The sequence below is a fragment of the Kothea flammea genome (assembly GCF_052161645.1).
GTDB lineage: Bacteria > Planctomycetota > Planctomycetia > Pirellulales > Pirellulaceae > Laterigemmans.
Window position 1 is genome coordinate 7,805,164 of record NZ_CP197414.1, and the last position, 24,606, is coordinate 7,829,769.

The following is a 24,606-nucleotide window of genomic DNA, read 5'->3' on the forward strand; positions in this document are numbered from 1 at the left end:
GGGAGAGTCTCAGCGGCCGAGCAATTATCATGAGCATGACGGTGCGCTCGCCGTCATGCCGGCTGGAAACACGGGTCGGCACTTAGCAAACCCCGCTGGCGATTCGGTTTCACGTTGGTTCATTCATGAAGACGCTTTGCAAATTAAAAAAGGACCAACTCGCCGAATTACTCCCGGAACTGGCGGCAGAGCTTCCGCAGGCAACCCACATCTGCACTCGCTGTGCACGTGCCGCAACTGATAAACGTAGACTCTGCAAACCGATCTCTGTGCTGAAGCTAACAGCAAAGAACGCGAACAAAGAAGCCTAGCTGGGGGACCCCCGTCGGCAGGAATCCACGTTGCCTCAGAACCGATTTCGCTATACATTCAGGCAGTGGATTGACGAGTTAGAACAGTACCTCGTTATCACGTTGCAGTTAGAAAAACTCCCAAACTCTTTCCAACAAGCGAGTTAAAGCATATGAGTCACGAAGCAATCATTGACCAACTCAACGAAATTCTCAAGCACGAGTGGACTGGCGTTGCCCAGTACTCACAAGCTTCCTTCATCATCGAAGGACCTTGGCGCGAAGTTTACGCTGAAAAATTCGAGGGCGATGCGGAAGAATCGTTCAACCATGCGAAATTGGTTGGCAATAAAATCACCGCCCTGGGCGGAGTTCCTGTCGCACAACGCAATGAAATCAAGCAATCACGCAACCTGCGGGAAATCTTGGAAAACAGCTTGGCTTTCGAGTCCAAAGCGGTGGAAATGTACTCCAAAGCATTGGATTTAGCCGAAGGCAACCGACCACTCGTAATCTTCCTCGAAGATATCTTATTGCAAGAACAGGAGGGTGTCGACGAATACACCAAACTGTTGCGGGAAAGCGAAGGCGTCGCGTTGGAATCAACAGCACGTAAGTCGGGCTAGCACGTTTCAATCTTGTAACTGAATCTCAACAGCGACCCGCCGGTCCGCTCTCAAGCACGCGCTTGACGCAACCGGGTCGCTGTCTGAAAAGGAATCGTCGCTGGCGTTTCTTGAGCCGCCGACAACATGGTTTGCTGGCAAGGCGAAGAGAGTGCTCCGCCCATCCCCGAGCGAAGCAGCACCATCTGTTCGCGAGTCAACTCAATTTGACTCTGCGCAAACCAACCCACATCGCGACTGTAAGTCTCCTGCCGCAGGACGATCGGCAAACTCTCGTGCCCGCTGCGGGAAGCGAACACTACTCGCTGTGTCCCCGAGGCATCGGGAATTACAGCAATCACGCATTCATAATGAGTTGGTTTGTCCATCGATTTAATGCACCCTGCGACAAAGCGAGATCCGAGTCGATATCCTAATTCTGATCGATCTCGGCGGCGCGATCAAGTCCTTATTGAAATTGAGTCTCAATTTCTTGCGGGAGCTGGCAGAGTTCAAATTCCCGACGGATCGAGCTCGGCAATCAGCTCGTCCCCGCGGCTGGCGGTGACCACTGCTTCGAGCAACGCGTTGGTTCGGGGCGGCCGTGCGGTCGTGGCCACCACCGGGGCATAACGGCAACTGATGCCCGCAACACGATATTTACCGGCCCCAATGTCTTCAGCGGCAGCTGGCCCATCAACTTCTTGCCCATCAACCACATCGACCAGGAACTGCAGTCGCCGCCCAACCAGCGACTGGAAATAGCTTTGCCGCAGTTCGGACTCGAGCTGCAGCAGCTTCTGCACTCGTTCTTGTCGCACCTCCGCGGGGACCTGATCGGGCATTTCGGCCGCCGGCGTGCCTCGTCGGGGACTGAAGGGAAAAACATGGATTTTGGAAAACCCAGCGGCTCGACAAGTCGCCAGGGTGGCCTCGAATTCTTGATCGGTCTCGCCGGGAAAACCGACGATAACATCGGTGGTCAGGGCCGGTTGATCGAGCGATTCGCGGAGCATTTTACAGCGATCCAAAAACATCCGCGTTCCCCACCGTCGCCGCATCCTGCGGAGCACTGAATCGCTGCCGCTTTGCAAACACAAATGCAAATGGGGCACGACGCGACCGCTTGACTGGCGGAGCACATCGATCAGCTCCCGGGTGACTTCGGTCGCTTCGATACTGCTCAAGCGGATGCGAAACTGGCCCGGCAGATCGGCTAATTGGCGAACCAAATCGGCCAGTCGAATCCATTCGGCTTTCGGTTTATCGCGATTCCAGTCGACTCCGTAGTGCCCCAAATGAATTCCCGTCAGCACCACCTCGCGATGACCGGCTGAGGTTAAACGCTCCACCTCGGCGAGAATGTCAGGCAGCGGACGGCTGGTCAATTGCGGCCGCACCATGGGGATAATGCAATAACTGCAGCGCAGCAGACATCCATCTTGAACCTTCACGTAAGCTCGTTTTCTGCCAGCAAAGCCAGCGATGCCGGTTGGTACGTCGATGACTCCAAAGCGACCGAGCAGATCGGGCAGTTCCCGTTTGTCGGTAACCACTTCGGAGACTTGCGGCAGCGCGGCGACCTCCGCGGGGGCTCGCGTGGCATAGCAGCCCATCACCACGATTCTGGCATCCGGGTTATCGCGGCCCAGCCGCCTGATGACCTGCCGACTCTTAGCGTCACCCTCTTGGGTGACGGTACAAGTATTTACGACGCATAGATCGGCCGGTTCATCAGCGGCTGCATCCCGATACCCGGCTCGCTGCAAACCCTGTCGCACAAACTCGGTTTCATACTGATTAACTTTACAACCGAGCGTAAACGTCCTGAGACGAGGTCCCGAGTCGTTGCTCGGCGAAGCGTTCTTAGCGGATTGGGATGGGGCAACAGGTTTGGGATGGGTGCTCATAAAATCAGCCAATCAATCAAGGCGACTAGGTGGGGCGTTACTTCTGGACACGCACCGAGCGAACCGCCATCACCTGCTTCGCGGCAGTCGACCGTTGCTACTCAATCGGTTCGATGGTCGCCGACATGCTCCCTTTGCAGCGGGGAATGCGACTGTCAGCCCCGTAAGCGTGAATCTGGTCCCGTTTGAGTTCGGCCAATTCCAGCGTGGTGGTCATGCAGATTGCGCGGCCGGAATTGTCGACCTCTTTGGCAACTTGAAAACCTTGCTCCAGCGGCATCCGGAACAATTCCCGCATCATCATCTGGACGTACTCGTAGGTGTGATCGGTGTCATCCCACAAGATCACGTTGTAGCGAGGTTGTTTCTTCGGTTTCTTTTGCCGTGCGGCGGTTGGTCGAACCACGGGTTCAATGACCATCGTCGAATCTTCGCTCATCGTTCTATTCCGACTCCGTTTGATAAGCCAATCCGTCCAATGACCACTCCTGGAGCGGTCGTGACACGTTATATTGTAGCGCACATCGCGCTGATTATGCCAGCACTATCGGCCCTAATGATTGTTTTGCCGGGCAAATACCCCCCCGCCTGACCGGCTTTCTGCGACCTTTTTCTCTAATCGGCAGACTCGACAGTGGCTCCCAACGACCTGATGCAACGGCTGCAAGCTTCCGCTGGACAATTTGAAGAGGACCTCAAGGAGTGGCTGCGGATTCCCAGCATCAGCTCGGATCCCGCTCGAATCCAGGAGACGCACGCCGCGGGCCAATGGGTCGCAGAAAAATTACGTGGTGGCGGGCTCGCGGTGGAGATGATTGAAACCGCTGGACATCCGCTTATTTTCGCGTCAACTCCGCCGGTCCCCGGGGCCCCGATCGCCCTCGTGTACGGACATTACGACGTTCAACCCGTCGAACCACTCGATCAATGGATCTCCGGCCCCTTCGACCCACAGGTTCGCGATGGCAACATCTACGCCCGCGGAGCCACCGACGATAAAGGCCAAGTGCTGACCCACATCGAAAGCGTGCTGGCTTGGCTGGCGACAGGGGAACCACTGCCAATTCAGATCAAGTTTTTGATCGAAGGCGAAGAGGAAGTCGGCAGCGCCAACCTGGAAAATCTGTTGGCCAGCATGGCCGAGCAACTGGCTTGCGACGTGGTCGTGATCAGCGACAGTAGCCAATACGCCGCGGGCCAACCAGCAATCACTTACGGGCTTCGTGGTATCGCCACTTTCCAAGTGCGAATCGACGGTCCCAAACAAGACTTGCATAGCGGCTCGTTTGGTGGTGCGGTTACCAATCCGGCAATCTCGCTATGTCAAATGATTTCGGCGGCCATCGATGCCAACGGGCAAGTGCGAATCCCCGGGTTTTACGACGCTTGTCGACCACTCTCCGATCTAGAACGGGGCCAATTGGCCGAATTACCAGGCACCGATGCTGAGTTCGCAGCCTCGATTGGTGTCCCCGCACTGGGAGGTGATCAACGCTTTACCGCGCTCGAACGCCGCTGGTCGCGTCCCACCTTCGAAGTCAACGGATTAACCAGCGGCCACCAAGGGGACGGCGTGAAAACCATCGTCCCGGCGACCGCCTCAGCGAAGATCTCTTTTCGACTGGTCCCCGATCAAGACCCCCAACAAATCAGCGATGCGTTCGAAGCATTCTTCAATCAAGTGTTACCAGCCGGCGTGCGGCTGACATTCACCCGCGATCATGCCGCTCCCGGCATGCTCTCACGTCTCGACAGCCCATTCATGACGGCGGCCAGCCAAGCGATCGAGCAAGCCTTTGGCACGGCACCGGTGATGATTCGCGAAGGCGGCTCCATCCCCATCGTGACCCAATTCCAACAAGTGCTCGATGCCGATTGCTTGCTGCTAGGCTGGGGGCTGAATGACGATAACGCGCACAGTCCCAACGAAAAATTTTGCTTAGCCGACTTTCACAAAGGGATTGCCGCCAGCGCCTGCTTGTGGGCCGAAATCGGCAAAGTTAGCAAATCCAGCTAACCGCACGGCGAGTATCATGGACCGACAACGGGTGATTCACAAACAGGACGTGTTTCACTTACGGGGCACCAGCGACTCGAAAGGATAATATGTTTTTTGAATCCACTTGGAGTAGCAAAAACTATCGGCGATGTTGACATTCTATTCCATGACGGACTTTATCATCTATTTCACTTGGTCTTGCCCAGTCACGATTTCATAGCTCACGCGATCAGTGATAACGCGTTGAATTGGCGGCTATCACGAATCAACCGTCAACGGCCAAGTGATCTTATCATTGGCCGACCCAACATTTGAAAATGGCTAACGCGGTTTATCCGCTTCTTGTACTTCAGTGTCCGTGTTTTTTGGCTTGAAGCTATTCATCATGCGGCGACTGATGTCGTCCATCGTGGGTGCTGCGTAATCGAAAAATTCGCCTAACAACTCATTGGCTTGCTCAAATTGCTCTGGATCGAGCGAGCTGAGTAGCTCTTCGCGAGCTTGCCGCTTTAATTCCAAAATCTTGGCTTTCGTTTCTTCATCTAAACGCTTCGCGAGGCGAATCAAGTCAGGCTTTTGCTCGGGGCGAACTTTCAATTCTTGCCCCAGCTTGCCACGGGTGAGCGCGGGACCAAGCCCCATTTTGCTGATCTCGACCTGACTGGCAATTTGGCGAATCCGCGTCAGCTGATTTGGCAGCAAGATTTCTTCAATGGCGTTGGTGTTCAACCGCTGGACCTCCTCGCGAGCTTGTTTAATCTTCTCGCGCAACCCAGTGGCATCGATTTTGACCGGTGCGACTGTGGCTTGCGGCTCGTCACCGGCGGCCGGTTTACTCGTTGCCGCTTGGACCAGGTTCGCCACATTCATGGTGGAAATCGCTTCCCGCATGAGTTTGCTGGATTCGCTTTGCAACTTGCGAATACCGGCCAATTGCTCATCGCTGATCTTCAATTCTTGACGAATCGATTCCATCTCCAGCAAAGAGACCAAACCGGCTGGATCGGAAGGATCTTCGGGCGTTCCACCAAAGGAGAACGAGGCCGCGGGAGTTGAAAAACTGAAGCCGATTTTGGCTGCCGAAGTTTCGCCATCCCCCTCTTCGCCGTCGGCAAAGGCACTGGAGGCGGAAGAGATAATCTGAATTTCTTGCCCATTCAGGTTTGTGGCAAACGTGGCTGCCAGCCCCAGCGTGCTGACAACCAACGATTTAAAAGCAAACGCGGAAGGGTCAAAGCCATTGAATCGGCGTAAGATTTGACAACGCACTGTCGGGTCTCCAGGGGGGCGGCGGATCAAAGTGCTGACATTCTAGCAATCGCCAGCTTGTCACACACTTCTATTGCCACGCACTCCCCGACCCGAGTCAAGAAGTATCAAAAAAGCTCGATTACTCTTTGGTTTCCAAAACACCGCAATTGGCGATCGTGATTTTGCCCCGCGTGGCGCCGGTGGGGGAGCCAAACGACTCCACTCGCTTCACGACGTCCATTCCTTCGACCACGCGACCAAAGACCACGTGCTTGCCATCGAGCCAATCGGTTTTGGCTGTGGTGATGAAAAATTGCGAGCCATTGGTATTGGGACCCGAGTTGGCCATGCTCAACACACCGGGACCGTCGTGAGTAAATTCAAAATTTTCGTCGGGAAAAGTGCGTCCGTAAATGCTTTCCCCCCCGGTGCCGTTGTGGCGAGTAAAGTCACCCCCCTGAAGCATAAAGTCGGGGATGACGCGATGAAATTTCGAACCTTTGTAGGTCAACGGCACGCCAGCTTGCCCGACGCCACGATCACCTTTGCAAAGCGCTTCGAAACTTTTCACCGTCTTGGGAACATCCTCGCCAAACAGTCCAATCACGATCCGACCGCTGGGAGTCCCCTCAATTTCAATATCAAAATAGACTTTGCTGGTGACTTTGCCTTGAGAGGCAGGCTGCTTGGCTTCCGCGGAACTGGCAGCAAAGGTGCCGGTGATCAGCGTGCCAACAGCCAACAGGCCAGCCAGCGATAAGCAAGTAAAGTGACGCATCATGGTATGTTTTCCTTAAACGATTGGGGAAGGTAGGTTGATCTATGAATGGCGCAGCGACCGCCACGAACCGGCTTCTATTAAACGGGAAAATTGCCGCCGGAATCAATGGTCAATTCCATAGCGACGTAGCCGATCGCGCAGCGTCCCCCTGTGAATACCTAGCAAGTCGGCCGCCGCCGCCCGGTTTCCCTCGGTGTGTGTCAACACGCGGGCTAACAACGTTGGTTCGACGGCAGCCAGAAAACGGTTCATCAAATCTTGAGCCGAAGAATCGCGGCAAGCCTCCTCCGCCCATTGCCCAACCGCCGCTTCGATGGCTCGCGACGTGCCGGCCTGAGCAACGCCGCCAGCACCGTTTCCTGACTCATCGGCTAATCGGTCGAGCGATACCAGATATTCAGTTGTCAGCGGTCCTCCACGAGACAGCACGGCAGCATGTTCGATGACGTTCCGTAACTGACGGACGTTACCCGGCCAAGCATATGCGGCTAACCGGGCTAATACTTCGCCCGCCACCGGCTGATCGCCAGCGGGATGTCCGGCAAGCACGAGGAAATGTTGTACCAACATCTCGAGATCCTCCAGCCGCTGCCGCAGGGCTGGGGCGTGGACCTCAACGGCCGCCAGCCGATAGTAAAGGTCCTCCCGAAACTCACCCGCCTCGATCGCCTGCCTCAACTGAGAATTGGTCGCCGCTAAAATTCGCACGTCACAGTCTCGCGGCCGCACGTCTCCCACTGGCGTGTACTGACGCTGCTCCAAAACTCGTAACAATTTGACTTGGATAGGCATAGGTAGATCACCAATTTCATCCAAGAAAACGGTACCACCGCTGGCCAGGGCAAACAATCCATCACGATCGGTATCGGCCCCCGTGAATGCGCCTTTGACGTGCCCAAATAACTCACTCTCCACCAAAGTTGGATTTAGCGCCACGGGGGCGATTGCCATGTAAGGTCCATCTCGCCGAGGGCTGTGCTGGTGGATCGCCGCAGCAATCAACTCCTTTCCGGTACCGGTCTCCCCGGTGATCAATACCGATAAATCGCTTTCCGCCACCGTCGCTATCTTACGATACACCTCCTGCATCACGTCCGAACTGCCGACCAACTGGTTGTTGACGCGAGTCGTCGCCGGGGGACGTGCTGAACCTGAGGAAATCGCTGTCCCGGCCAACTCCCGCTGCCGCAGCGCGGCCCGACATACCGCCCGCGCGCGATCGACCCCAAAGGGCTTAGTGAGATAGTCAGCTGCACCCTGCTGGACCGCTCGCACCGCCGTTTGCAGATCCCCAAAAGCGGTCATGATGATGATCGACGAGTGGGGACTGGCGGCGGCAAATTTAGGCAGTGCGGTCAAACCGTCCATGCCAGGTAAACGCACATCGAGCACTACTAAAGCTGGCTGTTGGGCAGCCGCTAACTGCAGTCCATCCTCGGCCGTGGAGGTGGTGATGACTGAGAAACCCTCCTCGCCAAGCAACTGCTCAAAGCACCAACATATCGCTGGTTCATCATCGACAATCAGGATGGGACGTTCAGTTTCCATGCCTCATAGCTTCCCAGATCGGCACGCGACCGGCAAGCGTGCTCCAAACCAACTCGCCCCTGGCAAGTGATGCAATTTCCGCCGGGCTTGCTCTGGACCAGGGCGAGCCCGGCGGAAGCATTGTTTTGATAGGAGGATGGGAATTCGCACAAACCGAAATCGCCACAATTCCAAACTTTTGACAACCCAAGCTAGCGCCAAAACCGCTAACGATTAAACGGTGGCTAGCGCTAAAACCGCTAACAGACTGTTAAGTACCAATTGGGCGACGAACCGAAATCGTGTTGTATCTTGTTCACGACTCAGTGAAACCTCACCTCCCAACATCTCAGCGGCACGCCGCACCAATGACAAACCCAGCCCCAAGCCCTCAGGTTTGGATGTCATGAAGGGCTCGAACAGGTGATCCTCCTCCAAGTTCTCAGGGGGGCCCGGTCCATTGTCGGCAACTTCGAATTGCAAGGTTTGCCCGACTTGTTTGACGTCCACCGAAACATAATCCCCTCCCGCTTCAATGGCATTCAACACGAGGTTCTCCAACCCCAGTCCAAGACTCGCAGGATCGGCCACGCAAGCATTGGCAATGTGTTCTGGAATGGACCATGCCAGCCTCACCCGGTGATGCCGGGCAATGATTTGTAAACTCTCTTCCAGCGGTTCCAAGACGGGACTGATTGGACCAGGTTGGGAACGCAATTGCTGTTGAGCGGCGAGGCTGAGAATCCTTTGCACATAATCTTCCGTACGACGTATTTCCCGCTTGGCAACGTCTAAACCTTGCCCTTGTTGATCGGGATTCTGCTGCGCGTGCAAATCAATCGCCATCCGCGCGCCGGTCAGACTGTTGCGCAATTGATGAGCCATTCCGGCGGCTAATTGATGAATCAACTTTTGACGCTCTTGCTGATGAACCGTCTGCCATAAAGACTGCAGATCATCCGACATCTTACCAATCGCCACACCCAACTCTCCCAATTCATCCTCGCCAGCAACCAACGCGGCGGGGGAGAAATCTCCCGCAGCGACGCGTCCCACCTGAAACCGCAACTGACCAATCCGGCCAATCATTCGCTGGCTCAGCCAAGATGCCACCACGGCCAACACAATGGTCGCGCACAGTCCGGTCGCCAAGGGAAAAAGCGCGGCCGACAGCTCCGCTCGTCTCAGTTTGGCCGCGTCAACTAATACCAATACTTGACTGGCTTGATCCGAACCGCTCGTCTCGCGCGAGAAGGCACGAACTAAGTAACCAGGAACCAAGTCCTCGCGAAATCCTGAGACGCGAAATCCTGAATCACTGCCATGAGGGCTAACTAACACTCCCTTTGACTCGCGGCTTATCCCGCCATCAATCGGGTGCGCCGCGGCAAGGCTGCTGCCCGCTAAAGGTCGTCCCTGAGCATCGTAAGTGACCAGCTCAGTCTCTGTGAGCTCGGCCAAAGTCCGCAACACGGCAGGTGTCAATGGAAACTGGGCTCGTTGCAAAGTCTGGCGAATGACCTGAAATGACTTTTCCAAATCGGCTCGCACCTGACGACTTGAAACCGTGTACGAGACGAGCCCCACCACGATCCCAGCCAGGATCGAACAAATTACCAGCGGTACCAACAAACGGGTGCGAAGGGAGCCAAACAAATTCATGAATCACCCGTGGCGAATTTTCCACAGCTAGACGATGAAATTTTCGCCACACGTCGAAAATGATCGCCAATTGCCAGACCGAATTCGAATGCCTGTTGAAAAATTTTTGTTATCACTATCCAACGAACCCGCTATCTCAAAATGCATCCACAAAGTCCACCTGCCAACCCTCACGCAACCACTCTAACCTGATTTGGCATGAGACGTGCCATTAGATTATCTTAACTTGAATGCTAATTTTTTAACTACTAATTTGATCTCGTGAGTGAATTCCTTGCCAACATCTGATTTGACAATTGCATTTGCCCCCGCCGCATCTGCTCGCCCTTGTGCGACTGGTCGCGACCCGCATCCTCGCCGCCCCGATTTGATGGCTCAGGCGAAATTCATCCAGGCAAAGATTTCCAGATCCAGATTCGCCAAAGCTGGATTTACCTTAGTCGAATTGTTGGTCGTGATCGCGATCATTGGGATTTTAGTAGGCTTGCTGTTGCCGGCCGTTCAAGCAGCTCGTGAAGCGGCTCGCAGGATGAGTTGCCAGAACAATCTGAAGCAGCTTTCCTTAGCGATGATGAACTACGAATCGGCCTTCAGTCGTTTGCCCCCCAGCACGATTGTCGATCTCCGCTCGGTAAACTCTACCAACAATCAAGCCTGGGGTGTTCACGGTCGAATTTTGCCTTTCCTGGAACAGGAAAACCTTTCCAATGTGGTTGACCTCACGTTTGGATGGGATGCCCAAATGGCAATCAGCGGTGTTAAAGTTTCGGTCTTTTCTTGTCCCAGCGATGTCGGCGGCGACACTGTGCGTGACCCGGGGAATAACCGACCGCTGCTCTATCCGACGAGTTATGGCTTTAACCTCGGACAGTGGCTCGTATTCGATCCGGCAACGCGGCGTGGCGGTTCGGGTGCTTTTTTTCCAAACAGCTTTTTGGGGATGCGAGATTTTCGCGATGGCACCAGCTCGACCTTGATGGTGGCCGATGTGAAAGCTTGGCAACCATATCTCCGCAACGGCGGCTCTCCGGCGGCAGTAACACCGAACACGCCAGAGGCGTTGGCTGCGATGGCTAGTGGGGGCAGCTTTAAGAACACGGGGCATACCGAGTGGCCTGACGGACGCGTCCACCACACCGGCTTCACCACGACCATGCCTCCCAACCAACAAGTGCTCTGGAACAACGGGAGCGAGAGTTTTGATATCGACTACAACTCCTGGCAGGAGGGACTCGACGGCTCACAAGGACGAGCCACCTTTGCCTCGATCGGCTCGCGAAGCTATCATCCCGCCGCCGTGCAAGCTGCTTTAATGGATGGGTCGGTGCGGACGATCGCCGAGACCATCGACCTCGTGACTTGGCGCTCGCTTGGCTCGCGAGCCGGTGGTGAGATCGTTTCGGCGCCTTAAACGCCAGCGACCATTTGCCCGGCACACAGTTCAGCCGAAAGCGATTAAACTGGCGACCAACTTGGAATGTCGGATCCCCAAATCGCTGCTGAGCAAACTATGCTGTCATCCTGTTTGAAAACTTGCCGGTCATCGCACCACCCCCGGGAGCTTGTGCTCGGTCAACTGGTACTAGCCAGTTGCTTTGGCTTGTTGCTGGCCCCATTGCAAGTTTCCGCAAACGATGCTGGTCATCTGGCCGCCCGCTACGATCGCTCCGCTTCTTACGGCCAACGAACAGCGGGCCGCGTCGATCGTCTCTCGGTGACCCCTGAATTTTTCGGTGAACGGGATGCTTATGCTTGGTACCGGGTTGAAACGGGTGAAGACCGTTTTGAGGTAGTGCTAATCGATGTCTTAGCAGGCCAGCGGGAGGTATTATTTGATCAAGCAACATTGCGGCTGGCTCTTTCTGAGCATTTTCCTGATTCGCTTGACTCCGCAGCTTTGAAAATCCGCAATTTGCAAGCGGTACCCGAACTGACGACTGTCCAGTTCCGTTTTCGGGGCAAGACCTGGCAGTGGGATCGCGAGCAACAGAAAGTCGTCGCCGAGGCAAATGACAACACTGCTGCTGACACTCCCAGCGGCCTGCCCGCCATGAATTCTATCCGCCCATCCCGGGGTGGTGAAGCCACTGAGATTGAACTTCGAAACCAACTCGACCGCCCGCTGAACGTCTTTTGGATCAACACCAGTGGTCGGAGGCTCGCCTATGGTCGTGTGGCGGCTGGTGAGAGTTTTCCTCATCCCACGTTCGCGGGTCACGTTTGGTTGTTGACCAATGACGATGGAAAGGAAGTTGCCGCTTTTCGTGCCGAAGAGGGACGACGCGTCGCCATTATTGATGCTTCGACTCCCGCCCCCAAATTGCGACGCGACGGCCGCGAAGGTTTCAATCGCAGCCAAAACAATCGCCAATCACCCGATGGTCGTTGGCAAGTCGACTTTGAAGACCACAATGTCATTCTCTTAAATCTTGAGCAAAACAGTCGCCTACCACTTTCCAGCGACGGCAACGCAAATAACGGATTCGAGGGGCGAGTATGGTGGTCACCCGATTGTCAGCATTTCGTAGTGCTCAAAACCAAACGTGCCGAACAACGTCAAGTCACACTCGTTCAAGCCGCACCGGCCGACAGCCTCCAACCACAGCTTGACGTCATCAACTATACCAAACCGGGTGACCCTTTGGATCATCCGAAACCTTATCTTTTCTCACTGAATCGATTACCCGTAGCAGATACTCCCGAGGCTGGCCCAACGACGGATGTCGACGTATCTAAATTCGCGATCGATGATAGCCTGTTTCCCAACCCGTTCGCTATCAACAATTTTCAGTGGCGGGCCGACTCGAGTGAGTTTACCTTTATCTACAATCAGCGCGGTCATCAAGTCTTACGACTGATCTCGATCAACCCAACTTCAGGGCAAGCTCGCGCGGTGATCGATGAGACCAGTGAAACTTTCGTTTGCTACTCTCATAAATTTTATTTGCAGCGTTTAGAAGAAACCAACGAACTAATCTGGATGTCAGAACGCGATGGCTGGAATCATCTACTGCTAATCGATTGGACGACTGGTGAGGTTAAAAATCGGATCACCGCGGGTCCGTGGGTTGTCCGCGATGTGGAGCGGGTGGATGTTGAAAAACGTCAGCTATGGTTAACCGTCAGTGGACGGCAAATGGCAGAGGATCCCTACCATCGACATTTGATTCGCGTCAATTTTGATGGCGGTGAACTAACCTCCTTGACCGACGGTGATGGCGATCATCGCTGGGAACATTCGCCCACTGGACACTGGCTGGTAGATACATATAGCCGCGTTGATTTGCCCCCGGTCGTAGAACTGCGTGACGCCGAAACAGGCCAGTTGGCATGCACGCTGGAACGAGCCGACTGGAGCCGTTTGCTGAAAACCGGCTGGCAACCACCTGAGCGATTCGTAGCACCCGGACGAGATGGTTCAACCATGATCCACGGAGTGATTGTGAGACCGACGAACTTCGACCCCAAGCTAAAGTATCCCGTACTCGAAGCAATCTACGCGGGGCCCCATTCGGCCTTCACTCCCAAGACGTTTGGCCTGCATAACGGACTGTTCGAGATCGCCGAACTGGGATTCATTGTGGTCAAACTCGACGGCATGGGAACCAGCCAAAGATCGAAAGCTTTCCATGATGTGTGTTGGAAAAACCTAGGCGACAGTGGTTTCCCAGACCGCATCCGCTGGATCACGGCAGCCGCTGCGGAACGACCCGAGATGGATCTCCAGCGAGTCGGCATCTGGGGTGGATCGGCCGGCGGCCAAAGTGCGCTTCGCGCCCTACTCGCGCATGCCGAATTTTATCATGCCGCCGCTGCCGACTGTGGCTGTCACGACAACCGAATGGATAAAATTTGGTGGAACGAGCAATGGATGGGTTGGCCGGTCGGAGATCACTATGCCGAACAATCCAACGTCACCCAGGCCCATCGTTTACAGGGTAAACTACTGCTTACCGTCGGAGCACTTGACAACAACGTCGATCCGTCCAGCACCATGCAAGTTGCCGAAGCGTTGATCAAGGCAGACAAAGATTTTGAGTTGATTGTTTTTCCCAACGGAGGCCATGGCTCCGGTTCAAGCCCATATGGAAAACGGAGAATGAAAGACTTCTTCATCCGTGCCCTGGGCGGACCTACTGAGCAGACCACCCACCAAGTCGAAGGCCAAGAATCATGAGCAGTCCACTCTCTTGTCCCAAATGCGGCAACCCCGTCACTGCCGCCAAAGGAGCGCAACAAGCTCAATGTTTCAGCTGCGGCACTACCGTCCAGCTCGGACGATCGACCACTACCACCAGTGCAACGGCAAACAAACCGTCCATGCAGCTAATTGTCATAATCCTTGGCGTGCTCTCCTGCCTTGGATTGTTAGCCGTGGTGGCAATATCTTTATTTCTCAGGGTTGATCCAGCCCCAGCCGAATCAAGTCCCGTAGCAACATCGACGACCAGTTCCACACCAGACAGCAATCGTCCCGCTGACGCCCCGCCACCGGTGGTCGCTAGCGAAGAAGAACGTCGGCTGGCCGCTACGGTCAATGAGAGCAAGCGAAAACAGATTGTCGACATGTGGGAACAGATGCGGGCCACCACCTCGAAAACCATCCCGCTGCCCAAAGGCAATGTGGTCCGCAATACCACGGAACGAATGCTGGGAGGTTTTGAACAACGGGAATTAAAACGCATGGCCGCGCTGCTCGATCTCAACGAAGACCAAGTGCGAGCGGTCGTCCAAGTCCATCTGGCCGACCAGTCCCTATAAGTTGGCCAATAAAGGAAGCCGAGTCACGCGTCGCAAGGCCAACGTGCTGGCGGCTAAACCGACAACAAACACCAGTCCCAGCAGCAACAACGGCTCGACAATCGCGGGACGGGTCCCGGCAGCCCACATATAAGGCACCACAGCCGCCAAAGCGGCTCCCGCACCGCAAGCGATGCCTCCCAACAACAACGTTAGATTCTCTAGCAACACCGTTGCCATTAATCGCTGTTTGGAAAATCCCACCGCTCTCAGCAGCGCCAACTCACCGCGACGCTCCAACACATTTCTGAGTTGGACGACGGCCAACCCAAAAGTGCCTAACAACAAACCAAGCGCGCCCAAGCTCTGAAAGGTTTTCAAATAGGTGTTTTGCACAGCCATTAAGCCGGCCAAGACTTGCCGACTGGAAACCATGTCCATACCGGAGTCGCCCAGTTGGTTTTCGAGAATCGCCGCCAATTGATCAACGTCTTGGGCAGGACCGGCTTGGACTAAGAAAAATGAGTACCCGCTAACCTCCGGAAATAGTTGCTGAAAATTTTGCTCACCAATTATAAGACTCCCTTGCAACACGGAATTTGCCAACAGTGCCACCACGCGAAAATGTCGTTCACGTCCATCATCGAATGTGAACCCGCGAACTTCTCCCACGCCGCTCCGCATCTGTAAGCTCCACATCGCCGTATTTTGATCTAGAATGACGGGAACAGGATCATCTGCGGTTCCCGTGGCAGGTTGCTCCAACAGTGCCCAGGGGGTTTCTAATTCATTGGCTGTCATCGTCATGCGATCTTCAGCAGCCCAATCAAATGGAATCGGCTGCGGCTTGTTGGTCGGCTCCGACCCTGCTCGCGGACGGGAGTACCACTGAGTCAATTGCGATGGTATTCCTAACACTTGTGGTTGGAATGCTTGATACAGATTGTTGCAACTGGCGTCTTGACCTGGTCGATAACGCAATCCAAAAATCTCCGCCGGAGTCACCTGCGGGGCATCATCGCGAAGCAATTCCTCACGTACCACCGGGTCGTTCAAATCTTGATAAATCGGCAGTGCGGACTGTCCCATTAAATCAAAACCACCCACACCCTTCGTTGAAGGCCGCATTTGAAAAGCACTCATCGAGACAATTAAAAAGCAGGCGACCGCCATTAATCCGATACTTAAAGTGCTTCGCAATGGATTGCGACCAACCGCCCGAAACGCCAAGACTGACACCGAGTAACGACGTGCTAAACCGGCTCGCCGATCGGATGCTTGCCAAGCGGAAAGCCGACTGTAGGACACCATTAAAACGCCGGATAGCAATAACATGCCGCCGCCCACAAAGGCACCGGCTTGCGCCGGTCCACTCAAACCAATCGCCATAATTCCCAACCCCACGGCGATCACGAAAGCCGCCCCAGCCGCATAATCAAACCATCGCCACGAGCGTTTTCGATTCGCCTTGACCGGTCGCTCCGCATCCGCTTCTGGAATTTGTCCAGCCAGCAGGGGTCGAATCGCCACTCTTCGTAGGCGTCGCGCGGTTAAAGCAATGGTCACAGCGGCCATCACAATCCCAGCAAACAGGCCAATCAGAACACTGGTCCAACGCCAATGAAATTCTAAGAACGGCACCGTCACGGCTCCCACCCACCAGGAGCTCAGCGCCCACAATACAACCAAGGCGTAAATCACCCCGGCGACCACGCCCAACAACGCGCCAGGAATGGCCAACAAAGTACCCTCCACCAAAGCAATGCGAGAGACTTGACGACCCGGAATCCCCACCGCCAACATCACTCCATATTCGGCAGCCCGTTGCTGCAGGCCAAGTCGGAACAAGAGCGCCACCAACATCAGCGCTGCCACAATCACAAAAAAGCTCAGCGACAAAAACAACGCGTCAAAGGGCGTGGTGCCGCGAGAAGCAGCCAATTGTTGCGCTTTGATTGGAAGTAAATCGAAGCCTAATTCTGTTTGTCGACTGCGCAGCACGGCAACGATCCTCTCGGCCAACGCGGGAGCCGATTCAGCCACCTGATGATCGATGCGAAGACTCGTGGTATTGCCGAATCGACTACCGAACAAATCCCGCCCAGCTGACAGCGGGATAAAGGCCTTGGGTGTCAGACGATGGTTGCTCCAGTAATCATCATCATCACCAGAGATGTCGCGTTCCAACTTAAATGGCAGGTCCCAATCGTTGATCGAATCTTGATCGGTGATGCCGGGAACCGTGGGGGTTAAAGCAGGATCATTATAAACTGTTGGCGGTTGATCAAATTCAGCATCCCGGCTGCGTCGGTAGGGACGGCTCGGTTCGGTAATTGGCACGATGCTGGTTAAGACAGCCGCAAAATAGCGCTCAACTTCTTTCCCGGTCGTCGTCTCAGGTTCAAAATAAGCGATCCGCAATTCGTCGCCAACGCTGGCGTTAAGTTGCTCGGCGGCCCAAGAATTGAGCACAATTGGTATCTCCGCCGTTACACCATCGGGGAGCGAAAAGTCGAGCGGTAACTCGGAGGAACTATTGATCGCTGTCAACGTGGAGTAGGGGATCGAACGCTCCCCGTCGGGGCTTTCGATAGCATTAGCCAAATAAGTCAACACGGGCTGTGCTTGGTCGTTTCCAAGATCGGCAACGATCGTTTCAACAATCTGATCACTAAGCAACAATCGCTCGCTGCTTAAACTGTAATAATCAAATAACGTCTGGCTCGGTTGACCCTCAAACTCACGCGTCACGCGTTCCAACTGTAAACCGAAGTCATTCAACTCGGGACGCAACCGTGCGGCCAACTCCGTGGTAGCACCATTACTGAACGCATCAGGCAAAGCGACCAGCAGGGTGTTCGCTTGTCCGGGACGATCTAACACCTGCTGGACCAATTCCAGCGGCAAGTAACAGCAAAGGGGAATCGCTTGGCTTGGTTGCAATCCAAATCGGCCCAGCCCTTGATTGGGCACAATTGCCACCACCTGCAGACGGGGCAAACCTTCAGTCTCATGATCACGCCGACCGAGCGGACTATCAGCGGGAACTGCTTGTTCGGCAGGCAACCTCACGGTCACCAAATCACCCACCGTGACTTGTAGTTCATCAGCCGCCCGCTGGTTGAGCACCACCTGATTGCCGCTGGGAAAGACTTCGGGACGCACCCCGGCGGTATCGAAGTCCCAAAACTGCGACTCGGCAGCAATCAATTGGACTTGGCCGGAACGTCGCGTCAACGCTTCATCCGGATCCGTTGCTTCCAAAACCCCGCGGGCAAAATAGATGACCGGCACCACCTGGGCATCATTGCCCAGATCGCCCGCAACTTGTGCAGCGGAAAAAAAACTTCCCGGCATCACCGCGGCATCGACTTCACCGAGTCGCTGTAGAGTCAGACCACGCAGGCTACCGCGCATCGAATCACCGACCAGCAATGCCCCGCAGACCACAGCCGTAGCGGCTGCCACACCAAGGGCAACGGCCAAACCGATGGAACGGTGAAACCAAGCACTGCGTCGGACCAAACGGCCAACGGTGAAAGACATACGATTCGGCTCCCAAAGTCAAATCTGAAGAGGCAATCAGCATCGAGCTGCAACAACCGTTAATCTAACCCACGGAGGTTGCTTTGTCAGAGCCCGAACGGCCTTTTCGAGGTGAAAAGGCCCAGGCACTGGCTCGCTCTCAGATTTGCGACGCTCACGCTCCAATGCAGGGGAGCGGCAGACCGCCTTAGTCTTGTCGACTGGCGACTTCGACCGGGGGCAAAACACCCAAATAAGCCATCAGATCGCTAATTTCCTTCAACGACAGCTCGTCTAACAGGTTCCCGGGCATGATACTCGAGGTGCTGGGCAAAATCTGATCAATGTCTTGACGACTGATCACCGCAGTTTCGTTGTTCGAGTTGCGAATTGACACTCTGCCCGAATCGGTTTCACTGACCAACCCGACGTAGACCCGACCATCTAAGGTCAAGACTCGGCGGCTGCTATACTGCTCGCTGATCACGTGCGACGGAAAGAGAATTGACTCTAAAACCTCTCGCTTAGTAAATCGACGCGCTAAGCTGGTCAAATCGGGACCCACCGGATCGCCACTATCGCCAAATCGATGACAATTTAAGCATTGAGCTTCTTTGAAGACGCGACGTCCCACCATGGGATCACCATAACGGCCAGTCTCACTGGTCATATAGGTGACCAGTTGTTCCATATCCCAACGCGCGTCAGCGTCACCCGTGGGCAATTCGGCAGCTGGCCGATCAGGATAAGACTCGGCATACCAACGTTTCCAGATTTTCAAGCTGGGCGCTTTTCCATCCTGAGTGCGAATCCCCGTCCAATGGCTCAACAGATTCAAGGCCGGATCAACCGTGCCTCCATCCTCTTCCGCCCGTAGACCTTGCAAGATTACTTGACGAATCGCCTCGGGATCATCGGTGGCAACCTGCACTTTGGCCAATGTTCGCATGACTTCAATCGCGGCCGGACCTTCCAAAACGTTCAGGCTGCGAACCAAGTAATCCCAGTTTTCCCCGTCAGGGTAGAGCGACATTGCCATGGCGACGGTTTGTCGCCGCTCAGGATCCTCCCGCCAAATTTTCCGCATGTAAGCCAACGAATCCTCATCGCCACTCGATGCCAACATGGCCACGATTCCGGTCCGAAGCCGACGGAAAACGTCTCCGTCAGCTCGTTCAGAAGCGGCGATCTGTTCGTCCAAATCGCGAAGTTCAGCAGCCGTTTCGGTATCAACAGGCTGGGGAAGTTTATAAAGTGCTGCCAATGCCGCGTTTGGCCACAATAAACCTTGGGCCAGAATCGTACGGGCATCTTCTTCCGCCAACACCTTACGACCAAAGTCTCGGGTCACATTCATGATATATAATGGAATGGAGCTGCCAGCTTCCTCCAACGCCGCCATCTCATAAAACTTTAACAAACGGAACTTCTGTTCCGGAGTCCAATCATATTCCAAAAAGGAAAGATACATAGCCACATGCAACCGTTCCTTGAGGGGCGCGTCACCAGCTAAGTAATCAAGCGCTCGTTGACCTAACGTATCGCTCCCCAGATAGGCTGCCAAGCGAATCAACTCGCGGTTCATGCGTTCTTCGCCAGCGGGAAATTCCTCAGCAATTTGCGCCGCCAAGGGTCGCACCTCCGCAGGATCAATCTTACCCAACGCCAACGCTAACTCCGTGGTTCTCAGCAGATCAATAAACTCACTATCGGAAAGGAAGGTTGGCATCATTTTGCTCATCTTGGCCAACACCTGCAGCGCCGTCTGTTGATTCGAATCAGCCAGCACCAAGGCCATGCAACCCAAGATGGCTACTTTCGGCTCATCTGAGTCGAGTACGTCATCACGCCAACGACTGGTGGGAATCGTTTCCAGCAAGCGGCGGGCGGCAAACCGCACGCTATGATCCTCTTCGCTGAGCAAAGGATAGAGACTCGTCGGTTCGGGCAATTGATTGCTGCGAATCATCGCTTCACAAGCCATGCGACGGACTCGCGGATCACTGTCTTCGAGCAAGGCCTCTAATTGCCGGCGCACCCGACCGCTGGGGTGCAGACCCATCAGTTGGGCCGCTTTGGCTCGGACCGTTTCATTACTGGCACCGCTCAGGTCGATCAGCAAATCCTCGCTGGGGACAGGACCAAATAACTGCATCAAATCCATCGCCCGCGTGCGATAATGGGGCGGATTTTCCGAACTGTAAGCAACACCCGCGACCAGTTCACCCCACTGATCACCCAGGTCGGCTTTGAGGCTGGCCAACGTTTGGCGACTCCAAGCTGACTCGAGTTGTGGTTGGCGTATTGCGGCGGCAACACCAGTGCCTAGATTCTTCACTCGGTCAGGAACTGAACCGTTGTAGACAACTCGATAAATTCCACCCGAGGTGCCTCGACCACCGGTGCAGAAATAGAGTGCCCCATCGGGCCCGACGCAAAGGTCAGTCACATTTAAAGGTTGCCCCTGCAAGAAGACTTCGCTGTCCGCTTTAAAGCTACCGCCTTGACGGTCCAGGCGAACGGTTAGAATCCTGCCTTCAGACCAATCGGCTAGAAATAATGTATTATGATAGCGAACAGGGAACATGAAGTGATCATAAACCGTCGCTCCTGAAGGCGAACCACGGCCAGTCTCCAGCATAGGTGGCACGCGGTCCGCATAGTAATTCGGCCATTTCGACCAACCACTCCGCCAACCGTATTCACCAGCTTCCGCGATATCAAACAATGCCGTGGGCCGATACCAATTAGCCCCCACATCGGACTCCATATCGCTATCATGGACAAACAAACCACCGTCAGAGTGAAAGACCAAGTCATAGGCATTTCGTAAACCACCAGCGATCCGCTCGACTGTTTTGCCGTCGATATCTGTACGAATAATCGTACCGCCGGGAGCCTTAATTCCGCGGGCATGCCCACCCGGATCCTCATAACGAGGAACTAAGTCAGTATCGTAGATCGGCCCTAAGGTATCGCCAACAGATTCAGTTGCTTGAGCTTGAATATGATTGCCCAACACACAATAAATCATTCCATCTGGACCGAGCGTTAAACCATGGGCACCGTGCTCGCCTGGCGAACCCTCCAACGCGACAATCCGCTTTACTTTTTCCAAAGTCCCGTTGCGATCTTCATCTGTAAGTCGATAAATTCCAGGCCCCTCTGGACCCACTCCCGTAACAAAGACTTCACCGTTCAACGGTAAAATTCCTTGTACCGCTTCCACCTTATCACAATAGGTTCGCACTTCTTCGGGAATCCCATCCTTATCGCGGTCGAAAATCAACAGTAGCGGCCCTCGCTCCCGAGAGGCTATGATATGGCCGAATTCATTAAAGGCCATCGCGATCAGGGAACCAATTTTTTCCTCATCCAAAATCCGCTGAACACTAAAACCGGATTGAATTTGGAAACGCTCACTTTCCTGATGTTCTTTTTCAACGGCAACATCCTCACGACGATCCCAAGGAATGGTGTTGCCCAAACGCCCAAACGACTGAGCCAAAGCCCAACTGCGATCATTGAAAGCGGCTGTCTGCCAAAGCGGAGTCGCCCGATCGGTCGCTTTCCAAGATGCATCGGTGCTGAACGTGTACCAACGATCCGAACCCTGGGTCTGGAGTTCCACACGAGCAACGACTGCGGCGGTATTGCCCCGTGTATTATCAACCTTGACGGCAATGACATTGCGGCCGACGACCAGTAAGGGCGTGATGTCGTACTGTTCCATCTGTCGACTCGATCGCCCGGAACCAATCAGACGGCCGTTAACGGATAACTCATAGACATCGTCTGCCGCGATGGTTACCCGTCCCGAAGAGGGTGTTTTGAGATTAATCGGCTTTCGAAAATAAGCCGTAGTACCGACTTGAACGCTCTCTTTCGAGACACCAGGCAACCAAATCCATTCGGCTTCGGCCGCGGAACCTGAGGAGATGCCTCCTCCAATCCCCAGGCAGACTAGCGCCAGTACCAATATCAACCGTCTCAGGCAGCCATCCATGGCCGGTTCATCCAGATTACAAGGGTAGGTCTAAATCTTCCGTCTCGTAGCTGTTACCAAATGTCGCACGAGCCAACAAGATGAATCTCAGGAATTTCCTTTGCGATGAGCGTCACCAAAGTGCACCGCGCACGTACCGTTTTCACAACTATCCCGGTTCCAACGATATCGCTGACGTGCAAATTGCTGGTACAGCCAACGCCACAACCGGGCTGTACCGGGAAAATGCAAAATCGGCACGACCGGCCACAGCAAGGGCAAGCGTCGCGAGAGATAACGCACCGCATCGGCTCCGCCGTGTCGACGGTTTTGCCGATCGATTACATACATCTGCTCCATCAGCTGGTCATAGCTCAAGTCAGAATAGCGATTTTGGACCCGCGAATCATGCAACGAAATAAAACTAAGCCGAAGTGGCCTTCCGAACACGCTAGACCATTTGTCCAGTGACGCGAGCCGTCGCACTCCCGCAGTGCAAAATTGACAATGACCGTCGTAAATCACCACGTCCCGCCCTGGATTGGTATCGGGGTCCGCGAGAGCATGGCCGGGATTCATGAAGAAGCCGATAAATATGGAGTGTTTCGTTGCTTACTAATCTCTATACTATACCGTTGAACTGGTTCGACCTTCACACTCTTTGAATTTCCATGGATATCATCCGCCGTCAGGTTGTCGCCGCCCAACGCCGCTTAATGCTGCAGCGATTCGGTCGTATCGTCACTTGGGCTTTATTCGGTTTGCTGTTAGTCGCCGCTATTGGCGCGGCGGTGCCAAAAGTGACGGCAATTTCGGTGCCGAGTAATGTGTGGACCCTGAGTTGGGCGATTGGTGCCATCGTGGTTGCCCTCACAATCGCGGCAATCGCCACTTGGCTGACACGCCCTTCCCTAACCGATACCGCGGCTGAACTCGATCTCCGTTTTCAGTTAAATGAACGCCTTAGCAGCTCTTTGGAGCTTTCCAACGAAGATCGCGACTCCGAAATGGGCCAAGCCCTGATCGCCGACGCCCAACGCCGAGCGGAAGGTATCTCAGTTGCCGAACGCTTTGGATTGCGACTGCGACGTAGTGGTCTGCTGCCCCTATTGCCACTGGTATTTCTCGGAGTCCTGATTTTCCTTCCCGACGCCACCCGGGAAAATGTGGCCGATGCCAGCGTTGATAAAGCGGCTCAACAAGAAGTCAAGCAAGTTAAAACCGCTGCCGAACAACTGAAAAAACGTCTCGAACAACGTCGCCGACAAGCCACTGCGGAAGGGCTCAAAGAGGCTGAAGAGCTATTCAAAAAACTGGAACGTCAAGCCGACAAATTGAGCCGTCGCGACGACATGACCAAAAAAGATGCCTTGATTGCACTCAATGACATTAAAAAGCAATTGGAAGAACGCCGTCAGAAATTAGGCTCTCCCGACGAAATGCGAAAGGCGTTGTCCAATTTAAAAGACATTGAACAAGGCCCCGGAGATAAGGTTGCCAAAGCGATGGAGCAGGGTGACTTTGATAAAGCCCAGCAAGAAGTCGACAAATTGGCTGAGAAATTACGCGACGGCTCGCTGACGGATGCGGAGAAGGAACAACTAAAAAACCAAATGCAGCAAATGCAGGAGCAAATCAAAGCGGCCACCGAACAACACGAACAAGCGAAACAAAAACTGCAAGAACAAATCGAAGCGGCCAAGCAAGCGGGCCAAAATGAAGATGCCGCCCGGCTGCAACAGAAAATGAACGCGTTGCAGCAAATGGATGGCAAAATGCAACAAATGAAAGAGATGGCCGAGAAGATGCAAGCCGCACAGCAAGCAATGGAGCAGGGCGATCCGCAAGCGGCGGCAGACTCGTTGCAAGAGATCGCCGATCAAATGGGTCAGATGCAACAAGAGATGGAGCAACTCGAAGAACTCGAAGACGCTCTCAACCAACTTTCACAAGCCAAAGACCAAATGGGATGTAAAGAGTGCAGTGGTCAGGGCTGTAAGGCTTGCCAAGGCCAACAGAATGGCAAAGACTCCGAAAAACCGGGGAACGGTATGGGTAAAGGGCAGGGCGAAGGTGATCGCCCGGAAGAAGAGTCGGATACAAACTCGTACGACTCACAAGTTCGTGGCCAGCCGAGAAACGGCCGCGCAGTGTTGGCTGGCAGAGCTGGCGGTGAAAATAAGAAAGGTGTGACGCGTCAAAGCGTTCAGGATGCCATCTTGCAAGCGACCACTGATGATAGCGATCCGCTCGAAGATCAAGCCTATCCAAAGAAAGTTCGCGAGCATGCCGAGGAATATTTCAATCTGCTGCGTAACGGAAAGCAATAGA

Annotated in this window: 16 protein-coding genes; 6 read left to right on the top strand and 10 right to left on the bottom strand. The window is 54.5% G+C overall.

What is annotated here, in order from left to right; translation table 11 throughout:
- The first annotated feature begins 463 nt into the window (after positions 1 to 463).
- Entirely contained in the window at positions 464 to 916 is a 453-nt protein-coding gene (locus SH139x_RS29125) for a ferritin-like domain-containing protein (RefSeq protein WP_488353221.1), read from the top strand.
- 50 nt (positions 917 to 966) lie between these two features.
- Here the strand turns inward: SH139x_RS29125 and SH139x_RS29130 are convergent, their stop codons facing one another.
- The 3 genes from SH139x_RS29130 to SH139x_RS29140 form a co-directional block, all read right to left on the bottom strand.
- On the bottom strand, positions 967 to 1,284 hold the full coding sequence (locus SH139x_RS29130; RefSeq protein WP_488353222.1) for a hypothetical protein: 318 nt from the start codon (positions 1,282 to 1,284) through the stop codon (positions 967 to 969).
- A 123-nt stretch (positions 1,285 to 1,407) separates the two neighbouring features.
- Positions 1,408 to 2,805, bottom strand: a complete 1,398-nt coding sequence (mtaB, locus tag SH139x_RS29135) for a tRNA (N(6)-L-threonylcarbamoyladenosine(37)-C(2))-methylthiotransferase MtaB (RefSeq protein WP_488353223.1) — start codon at positions 2,803 to 2,805, stop codon at positions 1,408 to 1,410.
- Between the two features lie 97 nt (positions 2,806 to 2,902).
- On the bottom strand, positions 2,903 to 3,244 hold the full coding sequence (locus SH139x_RS29140) for an ATP-dependent Clp protease adaptor ClpS (protein ID WP_488353224.1): 342 nt from the start codon (positions 3,242 to 3,244) through the stop codon (positions 2,903 to 2,905).
- A 195-nt stretch (positions 3,245 to 3,439) separates the two neighbouring features.
- On the opposite strand from SH139x_RS29140, the gene SH139x_RS29145 reads away from it, so the two are divergent.
- Positions 3,440 to 4,822, top strand: coding sequence for a dipeptidase (locus tag SH139x_RS29145; RefSeq protein ID WP_488353225.1), 1,383 nt, complete (start codon positions 3,440 to 3,442; stop codon positions 4,820 to 4,822).
- 303 nt (positions 4,823 to 5,125) lie between these two features.
- On the opposite strand, the gene SH139x_RS29150 is transcribed toward SH139x_RS29145, so the two are convergent.
- The 4 genes from SH139x_RS29150 to SH139x_RS29165 all read right to left on the bottom strand — a co-directional run bounded on the left by SH139x_RS29150 (position 5,126) and on the right by SH139x_RS29165 (position 10,025).
- The gene (locus SH139x_RS29150) at positions 5,126 to 6,073 is read right to left on the bottom strand and encodes a hypothetical protein (RefSeq protein ID WP_488353226.1); all 948 of its coding nucleotides are present in this window, start codon (positions 6,071 to 6,073) and stop codon (positions 5,126 to 5,128) included.
- A 121-nt stretch (positions 6,074 to 6,194) separates the two neighbouring features.
- Positions 6,195 to 6,836 carry a peptidylprolyl isomerase gene (locus SH139x_RS29155; RefSeq protein WP_488353227.1) on the bottom strand — a complete coding sequence of 214 codons (642 nt, stop codon included), beginning with the start codon at positions 6,834 to 6,836 and terminating at the stop codon, positions 6,195 to 6,197.
- Between the two features lie 102 nt (positions 6,837 to 6,938).
- The gene (locus SH139x_RS29160) at positions 6,939 to 8,384 is read right to left on the bottom strand and encodes a sigma-54-dependent transcriptional regulator (protein WP_488353228.1); all 1,446 of its coding nucleotides are present in this window, start codon (positions 8,382 to 8,384) and stop codon (positions 6,939 to 6,941) included.
- 213 nt (positions 8,385 to 8,597) lie between these two features.
- A complete protein-coding gene (locus SH139x_RS29165; RefSeq protein ID WP_488353229.1) occupies positions 8,598 to 10,025 on the bottom strand; it encodes a sensor histidine kinase in 1,428 nt (475 codons plus the stop codon).
- 370 nt (positions 10,026 to 10,395) lie between these two features.
- Here SH139x_RS29165 and SH139x_RS29170 point away from each other — a divergent pair, with 370 nt between their 5' ends.
- The 3 genes from SH139x_RS29170 to SH139x_RS29180 all read left to right on the top strand — a co-directional run bounded on the left by SH139x_RS29170 (position 10,396) and on the right by SH139x_RS29180 (position 14,786).
- Entirely contained in the window at positions 10,396 to 11,436 is a 1,041-nt protein-coding gene (locus tag SH139x_RS29170; protein WP_488356126.1) for a DUF1559 family PulG-like putative transporter, read from the top strand.
- A gap of 153 nt (positions 11,437 to 11,589) precedes the next feature.
- Positions 11,590 to 14,202 (top strand): prolyl oligopeptidase family serine peptidase, encoded by a 2,613-nt coding sequence (locus SH139x_RS29175; protein WP_488353230.1) that lies wholly within the window; start codon positions 11,590 to 11,592, stop codon positions 14,200 to 14,202.
- A 143-nt stretch (positions 14,203 to 14,345) separates the two neighbouring features.
- Positions 14,346 to 14,786 (top strand): hypothetical protein, encoded by a 441-nt coding sequence (locus SH139x_RS29180; protein WP_488353231.1) that lies wholly within the window; start codon positions 14,346 to 14,348, stop codon positions 14,784 to 14,786.
- On the opposite strand, the gene SH139x_RS29185 is transcribed toward SH139x_RS29180, so the two are convergent.
- The 3 genes from SH139x_RS29185 to SH139x_RS29195 all read right to left on the bottom strand — a co-directional run bounded on the left by SH139x_RS29185 (position 14,781) and on the right by SH139x_RS29195 (position 22,854).
- On the bottom strand, positions 14,781 to 18,311 hold the full coding sequence (locus SH139x_RS29185; protein WP_488353232.1) for an FtsX-like permease family protein: 3,531 nt from the start codon (positions 18,309 to 18,311) through the stop codon (positions 14,781 to 14,783). The two genes, SH139x_RS29180 and SH139x_RS29185, sit on opposite strands and share 6 nt — an antisense overlap.
- A gap of 187 nt (positions 18,312 to 18,498) precedes the next feature.
- Positions 18,499 to 22,296, bottom strand: a complete 3,798-nt coding sequence (locus tag SH139x_RS29190) for a DUF7133 domain-containing protein (protein ID WP_488353233.1) — start codon at positions 22,294 to 22,296, stop codon at positions 18,499 to 18,501.
- 87 nt (positions 22,297 to 22,383) lie between these two features.
- A complete protein-coding gene (locus SH139x_RS29195) occupies positions 22,384 to 22,854 on the bottom strand; it encodes a thiol-disulfide oxidoreductase DCC family protein (RefSeq protein WP_488353234.1) in 471 nt (156 codons plus the stop codon).
- Positions 22,855 to 22,946: 92 nt separating this feature from the next.
- Between SH139x_RS29195 and SH139x_RS29200 the strand changes: the two genes are divergently transcribed.
- Positions 22,947 to 24,605, top strand: a complete 1,659-nt coding sequence (locus SH139x_RS29200) for a hypothetical protein (protein ID WP_488353235.1) — start codon at positions 22,947 to 22,949, stop codon at positions 24,603 to 24,605.
- Position 24,606 lies beyond the last annotated feature (1 nt).